The 24,886-nt window shown below is 72.4% G+C and carries 13 protein-coding genes, 1 tRNA gene and 1 rRNA gene; 12 read left to right on the forward strand and 3 right to left on the reverse strand.

Features of this window, described 5'->3' with window-relative positions; all coding sequences use genetic code 11:
• From rrf to ACF09K_RS23720, 3 genes are all read left to right on the forward strand, one after another.
• A 5S ribosomal RNA gene (gene rrf / locus ACF09K_RS23710) occupies window positions 1–92 on the forward strand; the annotation flags it as partial.
• 114 nt (window positions 93–206) lie between these two features.
• Window positions 207–869: a DegT/DnrJ/EryC1/StrS family aminotransferase gene (locus tag ACF09K_RS23715; RefSeq protein ID WP_392246765.1), complete on the forward strand. Its 663-nt coding sequence runs from the start codon at window positions 207–209 to the stop codon at window positions 867–869.
• 75 nt (window positions 870–944) lie between these two features.
• Window positions 945–1,020, forward strand: a tRNA-Thr gene (locus ACF09K_RS23720).
• Window positions 1,021–1,092: 72 nt separating this feature from the next.
• Here the strand turns inward: ACF09K_RS23720 and ACF09K_RS23725 are convergent.
• Window positions 1,093–3,834, reverse strand: coding sequence for a SpoIIE family protein phosphatase (locus ACF09K_RS23725; protein ID WP_392246446.1), 2,742 nt, complete (start codon window positions 3,832–3,834; stop codon window positions 1,093–1,095).
• Window positions 3,835–4,161: 327 nt separating this feature from the next.
• Between ACF09K_RS23725 and ACF09K_RS23730 the strand changes: the two genes are divergently transcribed.
• From ACF09K_RS23730 to ACF09K_RS23770, 9 genes are all read left to right on the forward strand, one after another.
• The gene (locus tag ACF09K_RS23730; RefSeq protein ID WP_392246448.1) at window positions 4,162–9,627 is read left to right on the forward strand and encodes a HAMP domain-containing protein; all 5,466 of its coding nucleotides are present in this window, start codon (window positions 4,162–4,164) and stop codon (window positions 9,625–9,627) included.
• A gap of 254 nt (window positions 9,628–9,881) precedes the next feature.
• Entirely contained in the window at window positions 9,882–10,568 is a 687-nt protein-coding gene (locus ACF09K_RS23735) for a two-component system response regulator (RefSeq protein WP_392246450.1), read from the forward strand.
• 154 nt (window positions 10,569–10,722) lie between these two features.
• Entirely contained in the window at window positions 10,723–13,440 is a 2,718-nt protein-coding gene (locus tag ACF09K_RS23740) for a DNA translocase FtsK (protein WP_392246452.1), read from the forward strand.
• A 256-nt stretch (window positions 13,441–13,696) separates the two neighbouring features.
• Window positions 13,697–14,527 carry a helix-turn-helix domain-containing protein gene (locus ACF09K_RS23745; protein WP_392246454.1) on the forward strand — a complete coding sequence of 277 codons (831 nt, stop codon included), beginning with the start codon at window positions 13,697–13,699 and terminating at the stop codon, window positions 14,525–14,527.
• 123 nt (window positions 14,528–14,650) lie between these two features.
• Entirely contained in the window at window positions 14,651–16,123 is a 1,473-nt protein-coding gene (gene rimO / locus ACF09K_RS23750) for a 30S ribosomal protein S12 methylthiotransferase RimO (RefSeq protein WP_392246456.1), read from the forward strand.
• Complete coding sequence (gene pgsA / locus ACF09K_RS23755) at window positions 16,120–16,911, forward strand: CDP-diacylglycerol--glycerol-3-phosphate 3-phosphatidyltransferase (protein WP_392246458.1); 792 nt, start codon at window positions 16,120–16,122, stop codon at window positions 16,909–16,911. Before rimO ends, pgsA begins: the two co-directional genes overlap by 4 nt.
• Window positions 16,908–17,453, forward strand: a complete 546-nt coding sequence (locus tag ACF09K_RS23760) for a CinA family protein (RefSeq protein WP_392246459.1) — start codon at window positions 16,908–16,910, stop codon at window positions 17,451–17,453. The genes pgsA and ACF09K_RS23760 overlap by 4 nt, the downstream gene beginning before the upstream one ends.
• 109 nt (window positions 17,454–17,562) lie before the next feature.
• The gene (locus ACF09K_RS23765) at window positions 17,563–17,943 is read left to right on the forward strand and encodes a helix-turn-helix domain-containing protein (protein WP_073497352.1); all 381 of its coding nucleotides are present in this window, start codon (window positions 17,563–17,565) and stop codon (window positions 17,941–17,943) included.
• Between the two features lie 406 nt (window positions 17,944–18,349).
• Window positions 18,350–18,637 carry a hypothetical protein gene (locus ACF09K_RS23770; protein ID WP_392246461.1) on the forward strand — a complete coding sequence of 96 codons (288 nt, stop codon included), beginning with the start codon at window positions 18,350–18,352 and terminating at the stop codon, window positions 18,635–18,637.
• 285 nt (window positions 18,638–18,922) lie between these two features.
• Here the strand turns inward: ACF09K_RS23770 and ACF09K_RS23775 are convergent, their stop codons facing one another.
• Window positions 18,923–19,777 carry an Fpg/Nei family DNA glycosylase gene (locus tag ACF09K_RS23775; RefSeq protein ID WP_392246463.1) on the reverse strand — a complete coding sequence of 285 codons (855 nt, stop codon included), beginning with the start codon at window positions 19,775–19,777 and terminating at the stop codon, window positions 18,923–18,925.
• Window positions 19,778–19,828: 51 nt separating this feature from the next.
• Window positions 19,829–24,817 (reverse strand): ATP-dependent helicase, encoded by a 4,989-nt coding sequence (locus ACF09K_RS23780; RefSeq protein WP_392246465.1) that lies wholly within the window; start codon window positions 24,815–24,817, stop codon window positions 19,829–19,831.
• Window positions 24,818–24,886: the final 69 nt, after the last annotated feature.

Genomic DNA, 24,886 nt, shown 5'->3' on the forward strand with positions numbered 1-24,886 from the left:
CGCCCGGTCACATTCCGAACCCGGAAGCTAAGCCTCACAGCGCCGATGGTACTGCAGGGGGGACCCTGTGGGAGAGTAGGACGCCGCCGAACAATTTTTCAAAGGGTTGGGCCCTGAACTTCGGTTCGGAGCCCAACCCTTTTTTGTTTTCGGTCACTTGACGTTCATGTCCGGCGCCCAGCATCCACGGCATGGGTACTGCCGAAATGCTCAGGGCCGCAGGTGTCGGAGCCGGTGACGAGGTCGTCGTGCCGGCGTTCGGCAACCTCGAAGTCGCCGAAGCCGTCATCCGGGCCGGTGCGCTGCCCGCCTTCGCCGACGTGGACCCGGTGACCTACTGCCTGGACACGGTCTCCCTCGAAGCAGCCATGACTCCGCGGACGGCGGCCGTCGTTGCCGTACACCGGTTCGGCCGGCCGGCCGACGTCGGCCGGCTGCGCGAGGTGGGACAGCGGTACGGGCTGCTGGTGCTGGAACAGGCGGAGTCCGACGCGCCGTACGACGAGGTGGCGCAGCGGCGGGAGCGGGCCGCCTACCTCGACGCGCGGTTGCGCGGGGTGCGCACGCCCGACGGCGGGGACGGCCACACCTATCAGCAGTACGTCGTGCGGGTACCGGGGAACGGGCGACCCGATCGGGACGCGTTCGCACGGGCCCTGCGGACCAGGGGAGTTGACTGCCGGGTGCCGGTGAGGACTCCGCTGCACCGGCTGGCCGGCTTCCGCCGCCACGTGTCGCTCCCGCAGAGCGAGCTGGCCGCCGACGAGACGCTGGCGCTGCCGGTCGACGCCTCGCTGACGAAACGGGACATGCAGCGGATCGTGTCCGCCTGCAACGCGCTCGGGGGACTGCTTCAACCCGCCTTCTGAGCGAGTTTGGGAACAGGGCTCCGTTCGGGGTATGATCTATTCCGTTGCCGCGGGGGAAACCCCGACAAGTGACTGGCCCCCTTAGCTCAGTCGGCAGAGCGTCTCCATGGTAAGGAGAAGGTCAACGGTTCGATTCCGTTAGGGGGCTCCACGGAAGAGAAATCCCCCCGCCCTTTCGGGCGGGGGGATTCTTTCGTTCCCGGGCTTCGTCACGCCACGCGCGTCACGCCACGCGCATCGCGAGGATGGCCATGTCGTCCGACGGGGCGTCCGACGCGAAGCGCTCGACCGCGCGCATGATGCGGGCCGCGACCGCGCCCGCCGTCAGACCCGTGCAGGTGGTGAGCACGTCGGCGAGACCGTCGTCCCCCAGCATGCGGGTGCCCTCACGGCGCTCGGTGACGCCGTCGGTGACACAGAGCAGGACGTCGCCCGGATCGAGGGTGACGGTCTCCTCGTACAGCTCCAGGTCCTCCATGACGCCGAGGAGCGGCTGGGGTTCGGCCGCCGGCTCGACCGTGCCGTCCTGGCGCAGCCGCAGGGGGAGGGGATGGCCGGCGCAGACCACCTTCAGCTCCGCGCTGCCGTCGGCCTGCGGGCGCATCTCGCCGTACAGGAGGGTCAGGAAGCGGCTGCGGGCGCCCTCGTCGAGGATCGCGGAGTTGAGGCGCTCCAGGACCGCCGGGCCGCTGAGGCCCTCCCTCGCCAGCAGGCGCAGGGCGTGGCGGGCGAGGCCCGTCACCGCCGCCGCGTTCGGGCCGGTGCCGCAGACGTCGCCGATGGCGAAGCCGTAGGCCCCGTCGCTGATCGGGAAGAGGTCGTAGAAGTCGCCGCCGACCTCGTTGCCCTCGCCCGCCGCGCGGTAGATGACCTCCACCTCGACGCCGTCGATGTCGGGGAGTTCCGGGGGCAGGAGGCTGCGCTGGAGGGACTGGCTGATCGCCGTGCGCTCGGAGTAGAGACGGGCGTTGTCGAGGGCGAGGGCCGCCCTGCGGCTGAGGTCCTCGGCCAGCTCCAGGATCTCCTGGCGGAAGTGCTCGTCGGTGGGCTTGCCCAGGGTCAGCATGCCGATGACGCGGTTGCGGGCGACCAGGGGGAGGACGACGGTCTCGCCGCCCACCGCGGAGGCGGTGGCCAGGGTGGGGCCGATGCCCGAGGACATCTGGTGGGCCGGCCCGCCGGACAGGCCCAGGCTGCGCATCGAACTGCGCAGGGCCGCGTCGTGCGCCGCCTGGCCGGGGGCCGGCCAGACGCGGGCGCCCGGGGTGGGGACCGGGTCCGGCGGGGAGATCTTCGAGAGCAGCGACTTGATGCCGTCGATGAGTTCCTCGTCCTCGTGCAGGACGTACGACAGGTACGGCTCGGAGGCCTGGTCGGCGATCGTGTAGACCGCGCACCAGGTGGCCAGCGTCGGGACCGTCATCTGCGCCATCAGGGCCAGGGTCTGGTCGCGGTCGAGGGTGCCGGCCAGCAGGTCGGAGGCCTCCACGAGGAAACTGAGGGAGCCGCGGCGCAGCCGCTCCAGCTCGCCCAGGCGGGCCGACTCGACGGCCAGCGCGATGCGGTCCGCGGCGAACTGGAGGCGCAGGGCCTCCTCGTTGGAGTAGCGGCCGGGGCCCTCGGCCGCGACGCCCAGGGAACCGGTGAGGCGGCCCTCGACCTTCAGCGGGACCGTGACGACCGAGCGCATGCCGGTGCCGTCGAGGAGGGGGACCGCGCCGGGGACGGCGAGGAGGTCCTCGTGGACGGCCGGCATGCGGGCGGAGCCGTACCGGCCGGGGCCGGCCTCGACGGGGACGCGGGCGAAGCGCTGGCGGGCGGAGGGCAGGCCCGTGGAGGCACGGACCTCCAGCTCCGTCTCGTCGTCGGTCGCGAGGAGGAGGAAGGCGGAGTCGCCGTCGAGCATGTCGCGGGCGCGTTCCACCGTGCGCTGGAGGAGGCCGTCGAGGTCGTCGGGCGCGGGCGAGCCGATGAAGACCTCGAAGGGGTCCGTGCTCTGGCCGTCCGAGGGGCCGGTGTCGGTGGCGGGGACGCGCGTCGGTGACTGCAGGACGGCGCGTTCGTGATCGCGGACGAGGAGGCAGACGGTGGAGGGGGCGCCGCCGGTGTCGCGGACCCGCAGGTGGGAGGCGTAGACCGGGATCACGCGGCCGTCGGCGCCGCGGATGCCGTAACTGCCCTCCCAGCGGGAGAGTTGGAGGGCCTCGGCGATGCCGGTGCTGGTGCCGGGGGTGTGCGGCCAGGCCGCGAGGTCGGTGAGGGGCTTGCCGACGACCAGGTCGGCGGCGTAGCCGAAGAGTTCCTCGGCGTCCTCGTTCCAGGCCGAGACGGCGCCGGTGCGGTCGATCTGGACGACCGCGACGCGGACCCGGCTGTCGGCCAGCGGCAGCAGGTCGGCGGGCAGCGCCGGGCCCGCCGAGCGGGTCCCCACCGGGCGGTCGGGCAGGTCGAGCCGGAACCAGACGGTCTTGTGGGTGGGGGTGTACTCGACGCCCCAGCGGGCGGCGATGGCCGCGCACAGCTGGAGGCCGCGGCCGCCCTCGCGGTCGGGGCTGCCCATGGTGGTGGGGGAGCCCTGGAGCGGGATCTCGCGTTCCGGGTAGCGGTCGGCCACCTCGATGCGGACGGCGTCCTCGTGGCGCAGGCAGAGGAGGTCCGCGTGGGTGCCCGCGTGGACGACCGCGTTCGTCACCAGTTCGCTCGTCAGCACGACGGCGTCGTCGATGATGTCGGCGAAGCCCCAGCCCTGGAGGGTGTCGCGGACGAATCCGCGGGCGGTCGCGACGGATCGCCCGACGGGCTCGAAACTGGCAGCCGCGCGCGCGGTGATCACAGAACTCCTCGGCCGGTCGTCGACGTGCTTGGCATGTTCCCGGCTGTCCTGCTCGCGTCGCTGCCGGGGCGGAAGCGCGCTCGTCGGCCGGGGGTCCGGGGGCTGTCCCCCCGGGATCAGTCCGGTGGTCATGTGTGCGGCCGCCCCTCCGATGCCCGCTCGTGCTCGTGCCACCGCCCAGACCGGACGGGCCGGCGTGGCTGGACAGCCGCATGCAAGGTTACTTACCTTCCCCGTCCCCGCGGGTGCCGGTCAGTGGTCTTTCCGCCTCGGCGTGTGCGGACGGTGTGCGAAAGCTGCCGAACTGTTATGGCCGGGTTCGGCCGGGGTGAAACACTGGGCAGGTTTCTTGTGAAGGTCCGGCAGACTGGGTGTCTTGTGTGTTCGCCGGGCAGCAGCTTCTTGGGCCTGCCTGATTACATCGGCAGTACGACGGTCGACCCCTCCGGGAGGGACAACGTGGAGTCTGGCGCAGCGACGCGGGGCACGAAGGCGCGCGCGAAAGGCGGACAGACCCTGAGCGGGCAGCGATCACCCCGAAGGGGGACCACGACGGTGGACACCGCGGCCCTGAACCGGCTGCTGGCCGCCCTGGTCTCGATGCGGGAGGGGAACTTCCGCAAGCGGCTCACGGTGTCCGGCGACGGCGTGATGTCGGAGATCGCGGCCGTCTTCAACGAGGTGGCCGACCGCAATCTGCACCTCACGGGTGAACTGTCGCGCGTACGACGCATGGTCGGGCGTGAGGGCAAGCTCACCGAGCGGCTGGAGACGGGGGCCTGCGAGGGTTCCTGGGCGGCCGCCATCGACAACTCGAACGCGTTGGTCGACGACCTCGTGCGGCCGGTCTCCGAGGTCGGGCGGGTGCTGTCGGCGGTCGCCGAGGGTGACCTGTCGCCGCGCATGGAGCTGCGGACGCACACCCCCGAAGGGGCGGGGCACCCGCTGCGCGGGGAGTTCCTGAAGGTCGGGCGGACGGTCAACAACCTGGTCGACCAGCTGTCGACGTTCACCGACGAGGTCACGCGCGTGGCCAGTGAGGTGGGCACCGAGGGCAAGCTGGGCGGGCAGGCCCAGGTGCGCGGCATGTCGGGTTCCTGGAAGGACCTGACGGAGTCCGTCAACACGATGGCCGAGCGGCTGACGGCCCAGGTGCGCGACATCGCGCTGGTGACGACGGCGGTGGCCAAGGGCGACCTGTCGCGCAAGGTCACCGTGCACGTCGAGGGCGAGATGCTGGAGCTGAAGAACACCGTCAACACGATGGTGGACCAGCTCTCGGCGTTCTCGTCCGAGGTGACGCGGGTGGCCCGGGAGGTGGGCACCGAGGGCATCCTGGGCGGTCAGGCGCGGGTGTCCGGCGTCGACGGTGTGTGGAAGGAACTCACCGATTCCGTGAACACCATGGCCGGGAACCTCACGGCCCAGGTGCGCGGGATCGCCGAGGTCACGACGGCGGTCGCCAACGGCGACCTGTCGCGGAAGGTGACGGTGCCGGCGCGCGGTGAGGTCGCCCAGCTCGCCGAGACGATCAACCAGATGACGGAGACGCTGCGGATCTTCGCGGACGAGGTCACGCGCGTCGCCAACGAGGTCGGTGCGGCGGGACAGCTGGGCGGCCAGGCGAACGTGCCGGGCGCGGCCGGCACGTGGAAGGACCTCACCGACTCGGTCAACACCGTGTTCCGCAACCTCACGACACAGGTGCGGGACATCGCCGCGGTGACGACGGCGGTGGCCAACGGCGACCTGTCGCAGAAGGTCACCGTGGACGTGGCCGGCGAGATGCTGGAGCTGAAGAACACCGTCAACGGGATGGTCGACCAGCTGTCGGCCTTCGGTGCCGAGGTCACGCGCGTGGCGCGCGAGATCGGTGTCGAGGGCGAGCTGGGCGGTCAGGCGCAGGTGTCGGGCGCGGCCGGGACGTGGAAGGACCTGACGGACTCCGTCAACACGGCGTTCCGGAATCTCACCGGACAGGTGAGGAACATCGCCCAGGTGACGACGGCGGTGGCCAACGGCGACCTGTCGCAGAAGGTCACCGTGGACGTGTCGGGTGAGATGGCCCAGCTGAAGAACACCGTGAACACGATGGTGGACCAGCTGTCGTCGTTCGCCGACCAGGTGACGCGGATGGCGCGGGACGTGGGCACGGAGGGCCGGCTCGGCGGGCAGGCCCGCGTGGACGGCGTGTCCGGCACGTGGAAGGAGCTCACCGACTCCGTCAACTCGATGGCGGGGAACCTGACGTCGCAGGTGCGCAACATCGCGCAGGTGACGACGGCCGTGGCCCGGGGCGACCTGTCGCAGAAGATCGACGTCGACGCGCGCGGGGAGATCCTGGAGCTGAAGAACACCATCAACACGATGGTCGACCAGCTCTCCGCGTTCGCCGACCAGGTGACGCGGGTGGCGCGCGAGGTGGGCACCGCCGGGCAGCTCGGCGGGCAGGCGCAGGTGCCGGGCGTCGCCGGTGTGTGGCGGGACCTGACGGACTCCGTGAACGGCATGGCCGGCAACCTCACCGCGCAGGTGCGCAACATCGCGCAGGTCGCCACCGCCGTGGCCCGCGGTGACCTGTCCCAGAAGATCACCGTGGACGCGCGCGGGGAGATCCTGGAGCTGAAGAACACCCTGAACACGATGGTGGACCAGCTGTCGTCGTTCGCCCAGGAGGTCACGCGCGTGGCCCGTGAGGTGGGTACGGAGGGGCAGCTCGGCGGGCAGGCCGAGGTGCAGGGGGTCTCCGGCACCTGGAAGGACCTCACCCAGTCCGTGAACTTCATGGCGAACAACCTGACCATCCAGGTGCGTCAGATCGCCGAGGTCACGACCGCGGTCGCCAAGGGCGACCTGTCGAAGAAGATCACCGTCGACGCCAAGGGCGAGATCCTCGAACTCGTCACCACCGTCAACACGATGGTGGACCAGCTCTCGTCGTTCGCCGAGCAGGTGACGCGGGTGGCCCGTGAGGTGGGCACCGAGGGCATCCTGGGCGGCCAGGCGCACGTGCCGGGCGTCACGGGCATCTGGAAGGACCTCAGCGGCAACGTCAACCTGATGGCCAAGAACCTGACCATGCAGGTGCGCAACATCTCCCAGGTCGCGGCGGCCGTGGCCAACGGCGACCTGACGCGGCAGGTGACCATCGAGGCGCGCGGCGAGGTGCAGCAGCTCGCCGACACCTTCAACACCATGGTGAGGACGCTGAGTTCGTTCGCCGAGCAGGTCACCAAGGTGGCCCGGGAGGTGGGCACGGACGGGATCCTGGGCGGTCAGGCGCACGTGCCGGGTGTGGCGGGCACGTGGAAGGACCTCACCGACTCGGTGAACGGCATGGCGTCCAACCTGACCGGCCAGGTGCGCAACATCGCCATGGTCACGACGGCCATCGCCAAGGGCGACCTGACGAAGAAGATCGACATCGACGCGCGCGGGGAGATCCTGGAGCTGAAGACGACCATCAACACGATGGTCGACCAGCTGTCCTCGTTCGCCGAGGAGGTCACCCGCGTCGCCCGTGAGGTGGGCACCGAGGGGCAGCTCGGCGGTCAGGCACGCGTGCGTGACGTGGACGGCACCTGGCGCGACCTCACCGAGTCGGTGAACGAGATGGCCGGGAACCTGACCCGGCAGGTGCGGGCCATCGCGCGGGTGGCGACCGCGGTGACGCGCGGCGACCTGAACCTGAAGATCGACGTGGACGCGTCCGGCGAGATCCAGGAACTCCAGGACTACATCAACAAGATGATCGCCAACCTGCGCGACACCACGATCGCCAACAAGGAGCAGGACTGGCTCAAGGGCAACCTCGCGCGCGTGTCCGCGTTGATGCAGGGCCGGCGCGACCTGGAGGACGTGGCCTCGCTGATCATGAGCGAGCTGCCGCCGCTGGTGGCCGCGCAGCACGGGGCGTTCTTCCTGGCGATGCCGACGGCCGACGGCGCGGACGACCGGTACGAGCTGCGGATGCTGGGCTCGTACGGCTACTCGATGGGGTCGATGCCGACCTCGTTCCGGCCGGGTGAGGCGCTGGTGGGCACGGCGGCCGAGGAGAAGCGGACGATCATCGTCTCCAACGCGCCGAGCGGCTACCTGAAGATCTCCTCGGGGCTCGGGGAGGCGCCCCCGGCGCAGGTGATCGTGCTGCCGGTGCTGTTCGAGGGCAAGGTGCTCGGGGTGATCGAGCTCGCCTCCTTCACGTTGTTCACGCAGATCCAGAAGGACTTCCTCAACCAGCTCGCCGAGATGATCGCGACCAGCGTCAACACCATCTCCGTCAACACCAAGACGGAGCAGCTGCTGAAGCAGTCGCAGGAGCTGACCGAGCAACTGCGCGAGCGGTCGGCGGAGTTGGAGCAGCGGCAGAAGGCCCTCCAGGCGTCCAACGCCGAACTGGAGGAGAAGGCGGAGCTGTTGGCCCGGCAGAACCGGGACATCGAGGTGAAGAACACCGAGATCGAGGAGGCGCGGCAGGTCCTGGAGGAGCGGGCCGAGCAGCTCGCGGTGTCGATGCGCTACAAGAGCGAGTTCCTCGCCAACATGTCGCACGAGCTGCGCACGCCGCTCAACTCGCTGCTGATCCTGGCCAAGCTGCTCGCCGACAACGCCGAGGGGAACCTCTCGCCGAAGCAGGTCGAGTTCGCCGAGACGATCCACGGGGCCGGTTCCGACCTGCTCCAGCTGATCAACGACATCCTCGACCTGTCGAAGGTCGAGGCGGGCAAGATGGACGTCTCCCCGACGCGCATCGCGCTCGTGCAGCTCGTGGACTACGTGGAGGCCACCTTCCGGCCGCTCACCGCGGAGAAGGGCCTGGACCTGTCCGTGCGGGTGTCGCCGGAGCTGCCGGCCACGCTGCACACGGACGAGCAGCGGCTGCTCCAGGTGCTGCGCAACCTGCTGTCCAACGCGGTGAAGTTCACCGACTCCGGCTCGGTGGAGCTGGTCATCCGGCCGGCCGGGACGGACGTGCCGGTGGCGATCCGGGAGCAGTTGCTGGAGGCCGGTTCGCTGGCCGACGCGGACGCGCCGCTGATCGCGTTCTCGGTGACCGACACGGGCATCGGGATCGCGGCCGGCAAGATGCGGGTGATCTTCGAGGCGTTCAAGCAGGCCGACGGCACCACGAGCCGCAAGTACGGCGGCACGGGCCTGGGGCTGTCGATCTCGCGGGAGATCGCGCAGCTGCTCGGCGGCGAGATCTACGCCCAGAGCGAGCCGGGACGCGGCTCGACGTTCACGCTGTACCTGCCGCTGCACCCGAGCGAGCTGCCGCCGCAGGGCTACCAGCAGCCCGTGCCCCAGCTGGAGGCCGGCGACCTGGTGGCGTCCGAGAGCGGAACGCGGGAGCGCTCGGAGCTGTCCGGGCAGCAGATCCAGACGCCGGCCGAGGTGCGGTCGTACCAGGACACGCAGAACGGTCCGGCGGCGCTGTTCCGGCGCCGGCGCCGCTCGGTGGCCGGGGGCGAGCCGCAGGTCGGGCGGCCCGAGCAGTGGGCGCCCGTGCGGCAGGAGGCGGCGCCGCAGGAGTCCCGGGGCATCCGGTTCGGCGGCGAGAAGGTGCTGATCGTCGACGACGACATCCGTAACGTGTTCGCGCTGACGAGCGTCCTGGAGCAGCACGGGCTGTCGGTGCTGTACGCGGAGAACGGCCGCGAGGGCATCGAGGTCCTGGAGCAGCACGAGGACGTGGCGGTCGTCCTGATGGACATCATGATGCCGGAGATGGACGGGTACGCGACGACCACGGCGATCCGCCGGATGCCGCAGTTCTCCGGCCTGCCGATCATCGCGCTCACCGCGAAGGCGATGAAGGGCGACCGGGAGAAGGCGATCGAGTCGGGCGCGTCCGACTACGTCACCAAGCCGGTGGACCCCGACCACCTGCTGACGGTGATGGAGCAGTGGATGCGCGCCGAGTGACGGGAATCGTGCGGGGACGGGGGAAAACGGGGGAAGCTGTCGACTCCTGGTGTCCGAGGGCGTGTAGAGGAGTGGGATCCCGGGAACCTTCTGGTCCGCCGCCCCGTTCCCGCTACGTGCACAGTGACATCACGGTGACAGGGTGTGGCGACGGTCGGGGTGCGGCTACCATGACCGGCACAAGGAAGGGCGGCGCAAAGGAGTCGTCCCCAGGGGCGGCGCCCGGTGCACTGCCGGGGCGAGGAGGGCGGGCCATGGTGCAGAAGGCCAAGATCCTCCTGGTCGATGACCGGCCGGAGAATCTGCTGGCGCTGGAGGCGATCCTCTCGGCGCTCGATCAGACGCTGGTGCGGGCATCGTCCGGGGAAGAAGCGCTCAAAGCGCTGCTGACGGACGACTTCGCGGTCATTCTGCTGGACGTTCAGATGCCGGGAATGGACGGTTTCGAGACGGCTGCGCACATCAAGCGGCGGGAGCGGACCCGGGACATCCCGATCATCTTCCTCACGGCGATCAACCACGGTCCGCACCACACCTTCCGCGGGTACGCGGCGGGGGCGGTGGACTACATCTCCAAGCCGTTCGACCCGTGGGTGCTGCGCGCGAAGGTCTCCGTGTTCGTCGAGCTGTACATGAAGAACTGCCAGCTGCGGGAGCAGGCGGCCCTGCTGCGGCTCCAGTTGGAGGGTGGCGGCGGCAAGGCGGCGGCCGGTGACGTCAAGGAGTCGGCCGGGCTGCTGGCCGAGCTGTCCGCGCGGCTCGCGGCCGTCGAGGAGCAGGCCGAGGCGCTGTCCAAGCAGCTCGACGACGAGTCGGCGGACGCGGCGGCAGTGGCCACGGCGGCGCATCTGGAGCGCAAACTCACCGGTCTGCGTCGGGCGCTGGACGCGCTGGAGCCCGGCACCGGAGGCGGCCCGCCTCCCGTGACGTCGCAGGGCTGAACCGGAACGGGCACGGGCCGTGCCGCAGTTGTGCGTGAGCGGATGTCAGCCGGACAGGGCCGCGCGTCAGTTCCGCGCCTCTCCGGGAGCGACACGAACGGGTGAAGCAGCGGTCACGCGTGTCCCCTGCCGTCTCCCCCGGTAACCTCACACCATGGCCTCACGTCCCTCCGCAGCCAAGAAGCAGCCCGCCAAGAAGGCGGTCGCTCCCGCGAAGGCTCCGGCGAGGAAGGCCGCCGCCAGGAAGGCCCCGGCGAAGAAGGCGCCCGTCCGCAGGGTCGCGGCCAAGAAGCCCGCGCCCCGGCCGGCCCCCAGTCCCACCGGGGGCGTCTACCGGATCGTCCGCGCCGTCTGGCTGGGCCTGGCGCACGCCGTCGGCGCGGTCTTCCGCGGCATAGGGAGCGGAGCCAGGAACCTCGACCCCGCCCACCGCAAGGACGGCGTCGCGCTGCTGCTGCTCGGCGTCGCGCTGATCGTCGCCGCGGGCACCTGGGCCGATCTGCGCGGTCCGGTCGGCGACCTCGTCGAGATCCTGGTGACCGGCTCCTTCGGCCGGCTCGACCTGCTCGTGCCGATCCTGCTCGCCGTCGTCGCCGTACGGTTCATCCGGCATCCGGAGAAACCCGAGGCCAACGGCCGCATCATGATCGGACTGTCGGCGCTGCTCGTCGGCGTGCTCGGGCAGGTCCACATCGCCTGTGGCTCGCCCGCCCGCAGCGCCGGCATGCAGGCGATAAGGGACGCCGGCGGCCTCATCGGCTGGTCCGCCGCGACCCCGCTGACGTACGCCATGGGCGAGGTCCTCGCCGTACCGCTGCTCGTGCTGCTCACCGTCTTCGGGCTGCTGGTCGTCACCGCCACGCCCGTCAACGCCGTCCCGCAGCGGCTGCGGCAGCTCGGGGTGCGCCTCGGTGTGCTGCACGAGGCGGCGGCCGAGGAGTACGACGAGTTCGGCGACGACGAGCGGTACGACGAGCAGTGGCGCGAGGCGCTGCCCGCACGCCCCCGGCGCCGCTCCGGCGCCCCCGAGGCGTACGACCCCGGGAGCGCGGAGCAGGAGGCCCTCGGCCGGCGCCGCGGGCGGCCCCGGCGCTCGGCGGTGCCGCAGCCCGCGATGGACCGGCAGAGGGACGCCGTCGACATCGCGGCGTCCGCCGCGGCCGATCTCGACGGGGCCGTGCTGCACGGCATGCCGCCCTCCCGGATCGTCGCCGACCTCACCCAGGGCGTGAGCGCCGGCGACCGCGAGCCCACCACGCCGACGCCCGTGCCGGCCCCCGCCGCCCGCCCCCGGCCGGACAAGCCCGCGGCCGGCATCGTCCCCGACCTGACCAAGGCCGCTCCCGAGGCCCCGCGCGAGCTGCCGCCGCGCGCCGAGCAGCTCCAGCTGTCCGGTGACATCACCTACGCGCTGCCCTCGCTCGACCTCCTCACGCGCGGCGGCCCGGGCAAGGTGCGCAGCGCGGCCAACGACGCGGTGGTCGCCTCGCTCACCAACGTCTTCTCGGAGTTCAAGGTCGACGCCGCCGTCACCGGTTTCACCCGCGGCCCGACGGTCACGCGCTACGAGGTCGAACTCGGCCCCGCCGTGAAGGTCGAGCGGATCACCGCCCTGACGAAGAACATCGCCTACGCCGTCGCCAGTCCGGACGTGCGGATCATCTCCCCGATCCCGGGCAAGTCGGCGGTCGGCATCGAGATCCCCAACACCGACCGCGAGATGGTCAACCTGGGCGACGTGCTCCGGCTGGCCGAGTCCGCCGAGGACGACGATCCGATGCTGGTCGCCTTCGGCAAGGACGTCGAGGGCGGCTACGTCATGCACTCGCTGGCGAAGATGCCGCACATACTCGTCGCCGGCGCCACCGGTTCCGGCAAGTCGTCGTGCATCAACTGCCTGATCACCTCGGTCATGATCCGGGCGACCCCCGAGGACGTCCGGATGATCCTGGTCGACCCCAAGCGCGTCGAGCTGACCGCCTACGAGGGCATCCCGCACCTGATCACGCCGATCATCACCAACCCGAAGCGGGCCGCCGAGGCGCTCCAGTGGGTCGTGCGCGAGATGGACCTGCGGTACGACGACCTCGCCGCGTACGGCTACCGGCACATCGACGACTTCAACCGCGCCGTGCGGGAGGGGACCGTCAAGAAGCCCGAGGGCAGTGAGCGCGAGCTCCAGCCGTACCCCTACCTGCTGGTGATCGTCGACGAGCTGGCCGACCTGATGATGGTCGCGCCGCGGGACGTCGAGGACTCGATCGTGCGGATCACGCAGCTCGCGCGTGCGGCCGGCATCCACCTGGTGCTGGCCACCCAGCGGCCGTCGGTGGACGTCGTGACCGGCCTGATCAAGGCGAACGTCCCGTCGCGGCTGGCGTTCGCCACCTCCTCGCTCGCCGACTCGCGGGTCATCCTCGACCAGCCGGGGGCCGAGAAGCTGATCGGCAAGGGCGACGGGCTGTTCCTGCCGATGGGCGCGAACAAACCGACGCGCATGCAGGGCGCGTTCGTCACCGAGGCCGAGGTCGCCCTGGTCGTGCAGCACTGCAAGGACCAGATGGCGCCCGTCTTCCGGGACGACGTCACCGTCGGGACCAAGCAGAAGAAGGAGATCGACGAGGACATCGGCGACGACCTGGACCTGCTGTGCCAGGCGGCCGAGCTGGTCGTGTCCACCCAGTTCGGGTCGACCTCGATGCTCCAGCGCAAGCTGCGCGTCGGCTTCGCCAAGGCCGGACGGCTGATGGACCTGATGGAGTCGCGGAACATCGTCGGCCCGAGCGAGGGATCCAAGGCACGTGACGTTCTGGTGAAACCCGATGAGCTGGACGGAGTGCTCGCCGTGATCCGCGGGGAGTCCGAAGGGTAGACGTCCGGACAGGGGGAAGGCGGGCGTCCGTGACCCACCCGTTAGACAGGGCCGGGCAACCGTTTTCCCTCGTCGTACGTCAAGTTGAGCGAGAACACGGGTACGGGTCCCGCAGGGGAGCCGTACCCGCCCGTCATCGGCGTGTCCGGCCATACCGATGGCGTACAAAGTCCTACCGCCCGGTTGCCCCTCCCTTTCGTACCCCCCCTAGACTGAACCTCCAGCACAGGTGGCTACACGCTCGAAAGGCGCCCCCGTGTCCATCGGCAACTCCCCTGAAGACGAGCGTCCGTTCGAAGACGTTTCCGAGCCGGCCCACCCCTCCATCGGCCGAGCCATCCAGCAGGCCCGCATCGCGGTCGGGCTCACCGTCGACGACGTCAGCACCGCCACCCGGGTCCGCATCGCCATCGTGCACGCCATCGAGGCGGACGACTTCGCGCCCTGCGGCGGCGACGTCTACGCGCGCGGTCACATCCGGACCCTGGCCAGGGCCGTCCGACTCGATCCCGCCCCGCTGATCGAGCAGTACGACGCCGCGCACGGCGGCCGCCCGGCGCCGACCCCGGCGGCACCCATGTTCGAGGCGGAGCGCATCCGTCCCGAACGGCGCGGCCCGAACTGGACCGCGGCCATGGTCGCCGCGATCGTCGCCGTGGTCGGGTTCGTCGGGTTCACCGCGTTCAAGGGCGGCGACGGCACCACCGACGTCGCCGACGGCACCGCCCCGACGAGCAGCGCGCCCGCCACCCCGACGCCGAAGACCGAGAAGCCCGTCGACGAGAAGCCGGAACCCTCCGACAGCGCCATCGCCGCGGCTCCGCAGGACAAGGTGACCGTCCAGGTCACGGCCACCGACGGCAAGAGCTGGATCTCCGCGAAGGACCACAACGGCCGGCTGCTCTTCGACGGCCTGCTCAAGCAGGGCGAGTCCCAGACCTTCCAGGACAGCGAGAAGGTCAACCTCGTCCTCGGCGACGCCGGCGCGATCCAGCTGTACGTCAACGGCAAGAAGATCGACGACGACTTCAAGCCGGGAGCCGTGGAGCGCCTGACGTACACGAAGGGCGACCCGCAGGCCGGGTGAGGCGGGCGGTGCCCGGTGCGCACAGGGGTCGGCGGTGATCGCCGGCCCCTTCGCCGTGCCCTCCCCGAAGGTCGCCAACCCCGTCGGCAGGGGGTGTCGGCCAGACAAAGTAGTCTTGAGCCCATGCCTGAACGCCGTACCGTCGCACTCGTCACCCTTGGCTGCGCCCGTAACGAGGTGGACTCGGAGGAGCTCGCAGGCCGTTTGGAGGCGGACGGCTGGCAGCTCGTGGAGGACGCCGAGGACGCGGACGTCGCCGTCGTCAACACCTGCGGCTTCGTCGACGCCGCCAAGAAGGACTCCGTCGACGCCCTCCTGGAGGCCAACGACCTCAAGGGCCATGGCAGGACCCAGGCCGTCGTGGCGGTGGGCTGCATGGCCGAGCGCTACGGCAAGGACCTCGCCGAGGCCCTCCCGGAGGCCGACGGCGTCCTCGGCTTCGACGACTACGCCGACATCTCCGACCGCCTCCAGACCATCCTCAACGGCGGCATCCACGCCTCCCACACCCCGCGCGACCGACGCAAGCTGCTGCCGATCAGCCCCGCGCAGCGGCAGGAGTCGGCCGGCTCGGTGGCCCTTCCCGGACACGCTCCGGCGGACCTCCCCGACGGGCTCGCACCGGCCTCCGGGCCCCGCGCGCCCTTGCGCCGCAGGCTCGACGGCAACCCGGTCGCCTCGGTCAAGCTCGCCTCCGGCTGCGACCGGCGCTGCTCCTTCTGCGCCATCCCCTCCTTCCGCGGCTCCTTCATCTCCCGCCGCCCCAGCGACGTGCTGAACGAGACGCGGTGGCTGGCCGAGCAGGGCGTCAAGGAGATCATGCTGGTCTCCGAGAACAACACCTCCTACGGCAAGGACCTCGGCGACATCCGGCTCCTGGAGTCGCTGCTGCCCGAACTGGCGGAGGTCGACGGCCTCGAGCGGGTGCGGGTCAGCTACCTCCAGCCGGCCGAGATGCGGCCCGGCCTGATCGACGTGCTGACCTCCACGCCGAAGGTCGCCCCCTACTTCGACCTGTCCTTCCAGCACTCCGCGCCCGGCGTGCTGCGCGCGATGCGCCGCTTCGGCGACACCGACCGCTTCCTCGAACTCCTCGACACCATCCGGAGCAAGGCGCCCGAGGCGGGTGTGCGCTCCAACTTCATCGTCGGCTTCCCCGGCGAGTCCGAGGCCGACCTGGCCGAGCTGGAGCGGTTCCTGAACCACGCGCGCCTGGACGCCATCGGTGTCTTCGGGTACTCCGACGAGGAGGGCACCGAGGCCGCGACGTACGAGGACAAGCTCCACGAGGACGTCGTCGCCGACCGGCTCGCGCGGATCTCCCGGCTCGCCGAGGAACTCGTCTCGCAGCGCGCCGAGGAGCGGCTGGGCGAGACCCTGCACGTGCTGGTGGAGTCGGTGGACCCCGCCGACGGCGTGTACGGCCGCGCCGCCCACCAGGCGCCCGAGACGGACGGCCAGGTGCTGCTCACGAGCGGCGAGGGCCTGAGCGCCGGTCGTATGGTCGAGGCGAAGGTGGTCGGCACCGAAGGCGTCGACCTGGTGGCCGAGCCCCTCCAGGGCTCGATCGGGTGTAGTGAGGAGGCGGACAGATGACGGGTGTCCCGGCATCGGCCGCGGGAGGCTCCGCGCGGGCCAAGGGGGCCGCCACGAGCCCCGCCCCCGGTGCTCCCGCCCCCGCCGACGCGCCCGGGGCGGTCCCGGAGATGGGCACCGACGTCACCGGCGCCACCCCGGACGAGCAGGGGACCCTCAGGCCCGCGCGGGGCGGGAGGATCGCGGCCGCGGCCGTCAACCAGGCCAGCGTCTGGAACGTGGCCAACCTGCTGACGATGCTCCGGCTCCTCCTGGTGCCCGGCTTCGTCGCCCTCATGCTGGCCGACGGCGGGTACGACCCGGCCTGGCGCGCGTTCGCCTGGGCGGCCTTCGCCGTCGCCATGATCACCGACCTGTTCGACGGGCATCTGGCGCGGACCTACAACCTCGTCACCGACTTCGGGAAGATCGCCGACCCGATCGCCGACAAGGCGATCATGGGAGCGGCCCTGATCTGCCTCTCCGCCCTCGGCGACCTGCCGTGGTGGGTGACGGGCGTCATCCTCGGCCGGGAACTCGGCATCACCCTGCTGCGTTTTCTGGTCATCCGGTACGGCGTCATCCCGGCGAGCCGGGGCGGCAAGCTGAAGACGCTCACCCAGGGCGTCGCCGTCGGGATGTACGTCCTGGCGCTGACGGGCTGGCTGGCCACCCTGCGCTGGTGGGTGATGGCCGCCGCGGTCGTCCTCACCGTGGTGACCGGGCTCGACTACGTGAGACAGGCCGTCGTGCTGCGCCGGCAGGGCATCGCCGAGCGCCGGGCGGCCGCGGAGGAGACACGAGCGTGAATTCCCCGGCCGCCGACGTGGTGCGACTACTGACAGTGAGGGGCGAGACGCTCGCCGTCGCCGAGTCGCTGACGGGTGGCCTGGTCGCGGCGGAGATCACCTCCGTCCCCGGGGCGTCCCGGGTCTTCCGGGGATCGGTCACGGCGTACGCGACGCCGCTCAAGCACGAGCTGCTCGGCGTGGACGCGGGCCTGCTGGCCGCGCGCGGAGCGGTGGACCCGCAGGTCGCGGCGCAGATGGCGGCCGGTGTGCGCAGGGCGTTGGGCGCCGACTGGGGCGTCGCCACCACCGGAGTCGCCGGCCCGGACGCGCAGGACGGCCGGCCCGTGGGGACGGTCTTCGTCGCGGCGGAGGGGCCCTCGGGGCCCGGTTCCGGTTCCGCCTCTGGCGGAAAAGTGGAGGCCCTGCGGTTGAACGGCAGCCGGGCGGAAATTCGTAGAGAGAGTGTACGGAGCGTACTCGCCATGCTTCTGAGAGAGCTGGCGGGCGAACAGACCGGGAATGAGCGGGCACAGGATACGGAACAGAACGGGGGGTTTTGATGTTTGCAGCCCTGAGTGAACACGACATCGCTCCCCGCACGGCCGCAGCGCAAGGCGGTACGGTGGGGCGTGAAGGATGCGGCTACGCGGTCCGAGGAGGGAGCCACCGATGATTCTGCTCCGTCGCCTGCTGGGTGACGTGCTGCGTCGGCAGCGCCAGCGCCAGGGCCGTACTCTGCGCGAAGTCTCCTCGTCCGCCCGAGTCTCACTCGGCTATCTCTCCGAGGTGGAGCGGGGGCAGAAGGAGGCTTCCTCCGAGCTGCTCGCCGCCATCTGCGACGCGCTGGACGTACGGATGTCCGAGCTCATGCGGGAAGTGAGCGACGAACTCGCCCTCGCCGAGCTGGCCCAGTCGGCTGCGGCCACCCCCAGCGGTCCTGTACCGGCGTCGGTTCGCCCGATGCTGGGTTCCGTGTCGGTGACCGGTGTGCCACCGGAGCGGGTGACCATCAAGGCGCCCGCCGAGGCGGTGGACGTGGTCGCCGCGTGACGTGCCCCTGGCCGGGTGTGTCGACCGACGACGAGTACGTGCGTGAGCGAGTACGTGTGTAGGGACGGGTGCGAGTACGTGTAGGCGTACGGCAGCCGTGAGGCCCCGGCCGGGGCCTCTCCGGGAGATCCGGAGGGGTGCGGTCGGGGTTTTTGCGTGGGTGCTCCGCGTCCGTTTGCCGCGGTTGCGGGCTGCTGTCATCGTGGAGGGTCAGGGCGGGTGTGATCGACCCGGAGGTGCGGATGTACGCCGTGAAGAGTCGCCCGGCGGACGCGGCGGACGCGGACCCGCCGCGTCCGCCGTGCCCGGCCTCCGGCGTGCCACGGCTGCCCGGCGTCGTACGTGTGTCCGGTGCCGGCGTGGGTGCGGGCGGTGGGCCGACGGGGGACCCGGTGGTGGGCCGTAGGTGACGGCCGGGGCGGGACCGATAGTGCGCCGGGGGGCCGTGCTCGGGCTCGGGGCGGTGTGGTGGTGGGCCGCGGTGCGTCTCGCCCTCGTGCCCGACGCCGGGGTGCTGGAAGGGGCCGTCGCGGCCGGTGGCTGGGGGCTGAGTCTGCTGCCGGTGCACTGCGTCGCCGAGTCGCGGGCCGCGGGGGCCCTCGCGGCGGGGCGGTGGAGGGGTGCTTGGCGGGGGCAGCGAGCGAGGGCAAGGCAGGGGCGGGGAGAGCTGGGGGGCGGGGCTGAGGCCCCGTGAGCGGGTTCCGCGCGGGTCGGGCGGGAGAACGGGCCGGTCGCCGACGCGGGTGAGGGACGCAGGACGGCCGGGTGCCGTGGGTTCGGTGGCGGGTGGCCGCCCGGGTTGTGGGCGGCGTCCTCGGTTCGCCGGCCCGGTCGGCCCTGCCGGCGGGGACAGGTGGGGACGGGCGGGGCATGCGGGGCTCGGTGTGCGGCTGCGCGCCCGTGCGTCACGCCGCTGCGGGACGTGCGGCTGTGCGCCGGCACAAGGGGCTGCTCCGACACGAGGGCTTCCGGCGGGCCGTCAATCCGTGGTCCGGGGGCGGGGCCGGGTGCGGACGCGGCGCGTGGCGGGGGAGCCCGGTGCCGGGACCGGGCCCGACTGGCAGGCGGGGCACCAGTACGTGGGGCGCTCGCGGGAGCCGTCGCCCTGGTCGGCCACGCGGACCGGGGTCCCGCAGCGCAGGCAGGGGCGGCCCGCGCGGCCGTAGACGAACAGGGCCTGGCCGCTGCGGCCTGTGGTGACGCGGACCGGGCGGTCGCGGTTGGCCTCGAGGAGCCTCTTCGCGAAGGCCGGCAGCGCGGCGGTGCGGTCCGCGGGAAGGGCGCCCACGGGCAGCCAGGGGGTGACACCCAGGAGGAAGCAGAGTTCGCTCTTGTAGATGTTGCCGATGCCGGCGAGGTTGCGCTGGTCGAGGAGGGCCTCGCCGAGGGCTCGGGCCGGGTCGGCGAGGAGGTTGGCGAGGGCCTGGTCGGGATCCCAGTCGGGGCCGAGCAGGTCGGGCCCGAGGTGGCCGACCACGCGTTCCTCGTCGGGGGTGCGCAGCAGTTCGAGCACGGGGAGGCGGTAGCCGACGGCCGTGCGGTCGTGGGTGCCGAGGACGGCGCGGATCTGGTGGGCCGGTCCACCGGTCCAGCGTTGACCGTTCGTGAAGACCTTCCAGGCCCCCTCCATCCGCAGGTGCGAGTGGAGGGTGAGACCGCCCTCGACGCGGGTGAGGAGATGCTTGCCGCGCGCGGTGACGTCGAGGACGACGCGACCGGTGAGGTCGGCGGTGGCGTGCTGGGGAACGCGCAGGTCGGAGCGGGTCAGCACCTTGCCCGCGAGGGCACCGTGCAGCCGTTTCGCGGCCTGCCAGACCGTGTCGCCTTCAGGCATGAGTCAAGGGTGGCACGACGGGAGCGGGGCCTGCGGCCGTCCGGTGGTTCGTCATGCCCGCAGCCTCAGACCGCGGGGCGTCGCGATGAAGCCCGCTCCTTCCAGGACGGCGCCGAAGGGGGAGGTCAGGGCCGAGGCGCCGTTGACGCGCTCCACCGTGACCGTGCCGAGCGATCCCGCACGGGCGGCCGCGGCGAGGGACTCCGCCGCCGCGGGCAGCCGCGGGTCGTCGGCGGGTGAGTCGGCGTGGTCCGCGGCGGCGGGCCAGGCCAGCAGGGTCTTGCCGCCGCGCTCCATGTAGAGCGTCAGCTCGCCGTCCACGAGCACCACGAGGGAGCCCGCCTTGCGGCCCGGCTTGTGTCCGGCGCCGGTCGGCGTCTCGGGCCAGGGCAGGGCGGCGCCGTACGCGTTCGCCGGGTCGGCCGCGGCGAGGACGACGGCACGGGAGGCGGGCGACGGGGTGCGCGGGCGACGGCCGGCGAAGCCGGGCGCGTACGGGGAGCCGCTGCCGCCCCGGGGGCCGCCGGGGCCGGGATGCGCGAAGTCGCGCGGTGAGACCCACTCGCCCGGAGCCGGCGGGGCGCCGGCGGCGCCGCCGAGGCCGGGGAAGTCCCAGTCGATGTCGGCCGGGGGGAATCCGCCGGGGATGCCGAAGGGGTCGTCGGCGCCGGGCCCGGCGTGGGCGCCGTCCGGTCCGTCGCCGCCGCCGGTTCCGTCGGGCCGCTCCGGACCGGTCGGCCGGGACGGGACCGTACCGGGGCCCCACGCGTCCTGGGCGCCGGCCGGGCCCGGCGACGGCTCGCCGCGGTCACGGGCGCCTGCCACCGCGCGGACGCGGTCCACGGCGCCGTCCATCGCGAACTGCGCGGCGCCGAGCCCCTCCACGACATAACCGCGCCGGGCCTGGCCGCTGTCCTCGAAGGCGGACAGGATGCGGTACGTCGCCGAGAAGCCGCCCTCCAGGCCCTCGGCCGCGACCGCGCCCCGGGTCACCACGCCGTGCCGGTCGAGGAGCGTACGGGCGAGCGCGTGGGCGCGGACGGTGGGGTCGGGCTCGTGGGCCGGCAGGAGGGACCAGCGGCCGGCGACGGTCGGGGGGCCGCCACGGGACGCGGAGCGGCCGGCGGGGGAGCCGTACCGCCCGCGGGGGACCGCGCGCTTGGCGCGGTGGGCGGTGGAGCCGGCCGTACGGCCCGAGCCCAGCAGGGCGCGCATCGGCGCCAGCGTGTCGTTGGTGAGGCGGCCGGACCACGCCAGGTCCCAGACGATGTCGGCCAGCTGGGGGTCGCCGGCCTCGGGGTGGGTGGTGGCACGGACCTGGTCGGCGATCTGGCGGAAGAACAGGCCGTAGCCCCCGGCGAGGGCGTCCAGGACGGACTGGTGCAGTGCCGTCAGCTCCAGGGGGTGCGGCGGGGCCAGGAGCAGCGGTGCCGCGTCCGCCAGGTACAGGGACACCCAGCCGTCCTTGCCGGGCAGGGCGCCCGCGCCGACCCAGAGGACCTCCCCCGCGGCGGTGAGTTCGTCGAGCATCGCCGGCGTGTAGCCCCTGACGCGGGACGGGATGACGAGCCTCTCCAGGGCGGAGGCGGGCACGGAAGCGCCCTGGAGCTGCTCGATCGCGCGCACCAGGCCGTCGACGCCGCGCAGGGAGTGGCCCGCGCCGATGTGCTGCCACTGGGGCAGGAACTGGGCGAGCGCGGCGGGCGGGACCGGTTCGAGCTCCTGCCGCAGGGCGGCCAGGGAGCGGCGGCGCAGCCTGCGCAGGACGGTCGCGTCGCACCACTCCTGGCCGATGCCGGCCGGGTGGAACTCGCCCTGCACGACGCGGCCGCCCGCCGCGAGCCGCTGGAGGGCGCCCTCGGTGACCGCGACGCCTAGACCGAAGCGGGCGGCGGCGTCGGCCGAGGTGAACGGGCCGTGGGTGCGTGCGTGACGGGCGAGGAGGTCGCCGAGCGGGTCCTTGACCGGTTCGGTGAAGGCCTCCGGCACACCGACGGGCAGTGCCGTGCCCAGGGCGTCGCGCAGGCGGCCCGCGTCCTCGACGGCCGCCCAGTGGTCGACACCGGCGATGCGGACCGCGATGGCGCGGCGGGCCGCGGCCAGATCGCGCGCCCAGTGCGGTTCGGCGCCCCGTTCGGCCAGTTCCGCGTCGGTGAGCGGGCCGAGCACGCGCAGGAGGTCCGCGACGCCCTCGGCGTCCTTCACCCTGCGGTCCTCGGACAGCCACTGGAGTTCCCGCTCCAGTTCGGTGAGCACCTCGGCGTCGAGGAGTTCGCGCAGCTCCGCCTGGCCGAGCAGCTCGGCCAGCAGCCGTGAGTCCAGCGACAGGGCGGCGGCGCGGCGTTCGGCGAGGGGGGAGTCGCCCTCGTAGAGGAACTGGGCGACGTAACCGAACAGCAGGGAGCGGGCGAAGGGGGACGGCTCCGGGGTGGTGACCTCGACCAGGCGCACCCTGCGGGACTCGAGGTCGCCCATCAGCTCGACGAGCCCGGGGACGTCGAAGACGTCCTGGAGGCACTCGCGGACCGCTTCCAGGACGATCGGGAACGAGCCGAACTCGCTCGCCACCTGGAGCAGCTGGGAGGCGCGCTGGCGCTGCTGCCACAGCGGGGTGCGCTTGCCGGGGTTGCGGCGCGGCAGCAGCAGCGCGCGGGCGGCGCACTCGCGGAAGCGGGCGGCGAACAGGGCCGAGCCGCCCACCTGGTCGGTGACGACCTGGTCGACGTCGCCCTTGTCGAGGACGACGTCCGCCGCGCCGATCGGGGCCCGGTCGGCGTCGTACTCCGTGCCGGCTTGCGGGGGCGGCTGGTCGAGCAGGTCCAGGCCCATGAGATCGGCGTCGGGCAGCCGCAGGACGATGCCGTCGTCGGCGTGCATCACCTGGGCGTCCATGCCGTACCGCTCGGACAGCCTGGCGCCGAGGGCGAGCGCCCAGGGGGCGTGCACCTGGGCGCCGAAGGGGGAGTGCACGACGACCCGCCAGTCGCCCAGCTCGTCGCGGAAACGCTCCACGACGATGGTGCGGTCGTCGGGGACGTGGCCGCAGGCCTGGCGCTGTTCGTCCAGGTAGGAGAGGACGTTGTCGGCGGCCCGGGCGTCCAGGCCGGCGGTGAGCAGGCGCCGCCGGGCGTCCTCCCCGGGCAGCGAGCCGATCTCGCGCAGGAACGCGCCGACCGCGCGGCCCAGTTCCAGCGGGCGGCCCAGCTGGTCGCCCTTCCAGAACGGCAGGCGGCCCGGCACGCCCGGGGCGGGCGAGACCAGGACGCGGTCGCGGGTGATGTCCTCGATGCGCCAGGAACTGGTGCCCAGGGTGAAGACATCACCGACGCGGGACTCGTAGACCATCTCCTCGTCCAGCTCGCCGACCCGGCCGCCGCCCTTCTTGGGATCGGCGCCCGCGAGGAACACGCCGAACAGACCGCGGTCCGGGATGGTGCCGCCGGAGGTCACGGCGAGCCGCTGGGCGCCGGGACGGCCGGTGATCGTGCCGGCCACGCGGTCCCACACCACGCGCGGGCGCAGCTCGGCGAAGGCGTCGGACGGGTACCGGCCGGCGAGCATGTCCAGGACCGCCGTGAAGGCCGACTCGGGGAGGGACGCGAAGGGCGCGGCGCGGCGGACGAGGGCGAGCAGGTCGTCCAGCTGCCAGGTGTCCATCGCGGTCATCGCGACGAGCTGCTGGGCCAGCACGTCCAGCGGGTTCGCCGGGATCCTCAGGGACTCGATGGAGCCCGTGCGCATGCGCTCGGTGACCACCGCGGCCTGGACCAGGTCGCCCCGGTACTTCGGGAAGACCACACCGGTGGAGACCGCTCCGACCTGGTGGCCCGCGCGGCCCACGCGCTGGAGGCCGGAGGCCACCGACGGCGGGGACTCGACCTGGACGACCAGGTCGACCGCGCCCATGTCGATGCCCAGCTCCAGACTGGAGGTGGCGACCACCGCGGGCAGGCGACCGGCCTTGAGGTCCTCCTCCACCAGGGCGCGCTGCTCCTTGGAGACCGAGCCGTGGTGGGCGCGCGCGATGACCGCGGGGGCGCCCCGGGCCGCCCCCGAGCCGCCCATCAGGTCGGCCGGGGCGTGGTGCTCGCCGAGGGGCTCCCCGGTGGCCCGCTCGTGGGCGATCTCGTTGAGCCGGTTGCACAGGCGCTCCGCCAGGCGGCGGGAGTTCGCGAACACGATCGTGGAGCGGTGGGCCTGGACCAGGTCGGTGATGCGCTCCTCGACGTGCGGCCAGATCGACGGGCGCTCCGCGCCCGCGGAGCCGTCGGCGACCGGGGAGCCGCCCAGCTCGCCCAGGTCCTCCACCGGGACGACCACCGAGAGGTCGAACTCCTTGCCCGACTCGGGCTGCACGATCTCGACCTTGCGGCGCGGGGAGAGGTAACGGGCCACCTCGTCGACCGGACGGACCGTGGCCGAGAGGCCGATACGGCGGGCCGGCCTCGGCAGGAGCTCGTCCAGGCGCTCCAGGGAGAGGGCGAGGTGGGCGCCGCGCTTGGTGCTCGCCACGGCGTGGACCTCGTCGAGGATCACCGTCTCGATGCCGGTCAGCGCGTCGCGGGCCGCCGACGTCAGCATCAGGAACAGGGACTCCGGGGTGGTGATCAGGATGTCCGGAGGGCGCGTGGAGAGCGCGCGGCGCTCGGCGGGCGGCGTGTCACCGGAGCGGATGCCGACCTTGACCTCGGGCTCGGGCAGGCCCAGGCGCACGGACTCCTGGCGGATGCCGGTGAGGGGGCTGCGCAGGTTGCGCTCGACGTCGACCGCGAGGGCCTTGAGCGGTGACACGTACAACACGCGGCAGCGCTTCTTCGGGTCGGCCGGCGGGGGCGTCGAGGCGAGCTGGTCCAGGGCCGCCAGGAACGCGGCCAGTGTCTTGCCGGAGCCGGTCGGGGCCACCACCAGGACGTCCGACCCCTCTCCGATGGCCTGCCACGCGCCCGCCTGGGCGGCGGTGGGCGCGGAGAACGCCCCCGTGAACCAGGCGCGGGTCGCGGGGGAGAAGCCGTCCAGGGCTCGGTGTGTGTCGCCGACCATGGGTCCATCCTGCACCCGAGCACCGACAATGCGTCTGACCTGCGACTTCGCGTCGCGATCCGGGCCGGA

The sequence above is a fragment of the Streptomyces sp. NPDC014882 genome, assembly GCF_043081325.1.
Lineage (GTDB): Bacteria > Actinomycetota > Actinomycetes > Streptomycetales > Streptomycetaceae > Streptomyces.

Excerpts from the sequence above, each read along its gene's own strand:
- ACF09K_RS23715 (WP_392246765.1), top strand. The coding sequence starts at position 207 with ATGCTCAGGGCCGCAGGTGTCGGAGCCGGTGACGAGGTCGTCGTGCCG.
- ACF09K_RS23725 (WP_392246446.1), bottom strand. The coding sequence starts at position 3,834 with ATGACCACCGGACTGATCCCGGGGGGACAGCCCCCGGACCCCCGGCCG.
- ACF09K_RS23735 (WP_392246450.1), top strand. The coding sequence starts at position 9,882 with ATGGTGCAGAAGGCCAAGATCCTCCTGGTCGATGACCGGCCGGAGAAT.
- ACF09K_RS23740 (WP_392246452.1), top strand. The coding sequence starts at position 10,723 with ATGGCCTCACGTCCCTCCGCAGCCAAGAAGCAGCCCGCCAAGAAGGCG.
- rimO (WP_392246456.1), top strand. The coding sequence starts at position 14,651 with ATGCCTGAACGCCGTACCGTCGCACTCGTCACCCTTGGCTGCGCCCGT.
- pgsA (WP_392246458.1), top strand. The coding sequence starts at position 16,120 with ATGACGGGTGTCCCGGCATCGGCCGCGGGAGGCTCCGCGCGGGCCAAG.
- ACF09K_RS23765 (WP_073497352.1), top strand. The coding sequence starts at position 17,563 with ATGATTCTGCTCCGTCGCCTGCTGGGTGACGTGCTGCGTCGGCAGCGC.
- ACF09K_RS23775 (WP_392246463.1), bottom strand. The coding sequence starts at position 19,777 with ATGCCTGAAGGCGACACGGTCTGGCAGGCCGCGAAACGGCTGCACGGT.
- ACF09K_RS23780 (WP_392246465.1), bottom strand. The coding sequence starts at position 24,817 with ATGGTCGGCGACACACACCGAGCCCTGGACGGCTTCTCCCCCGCGACC.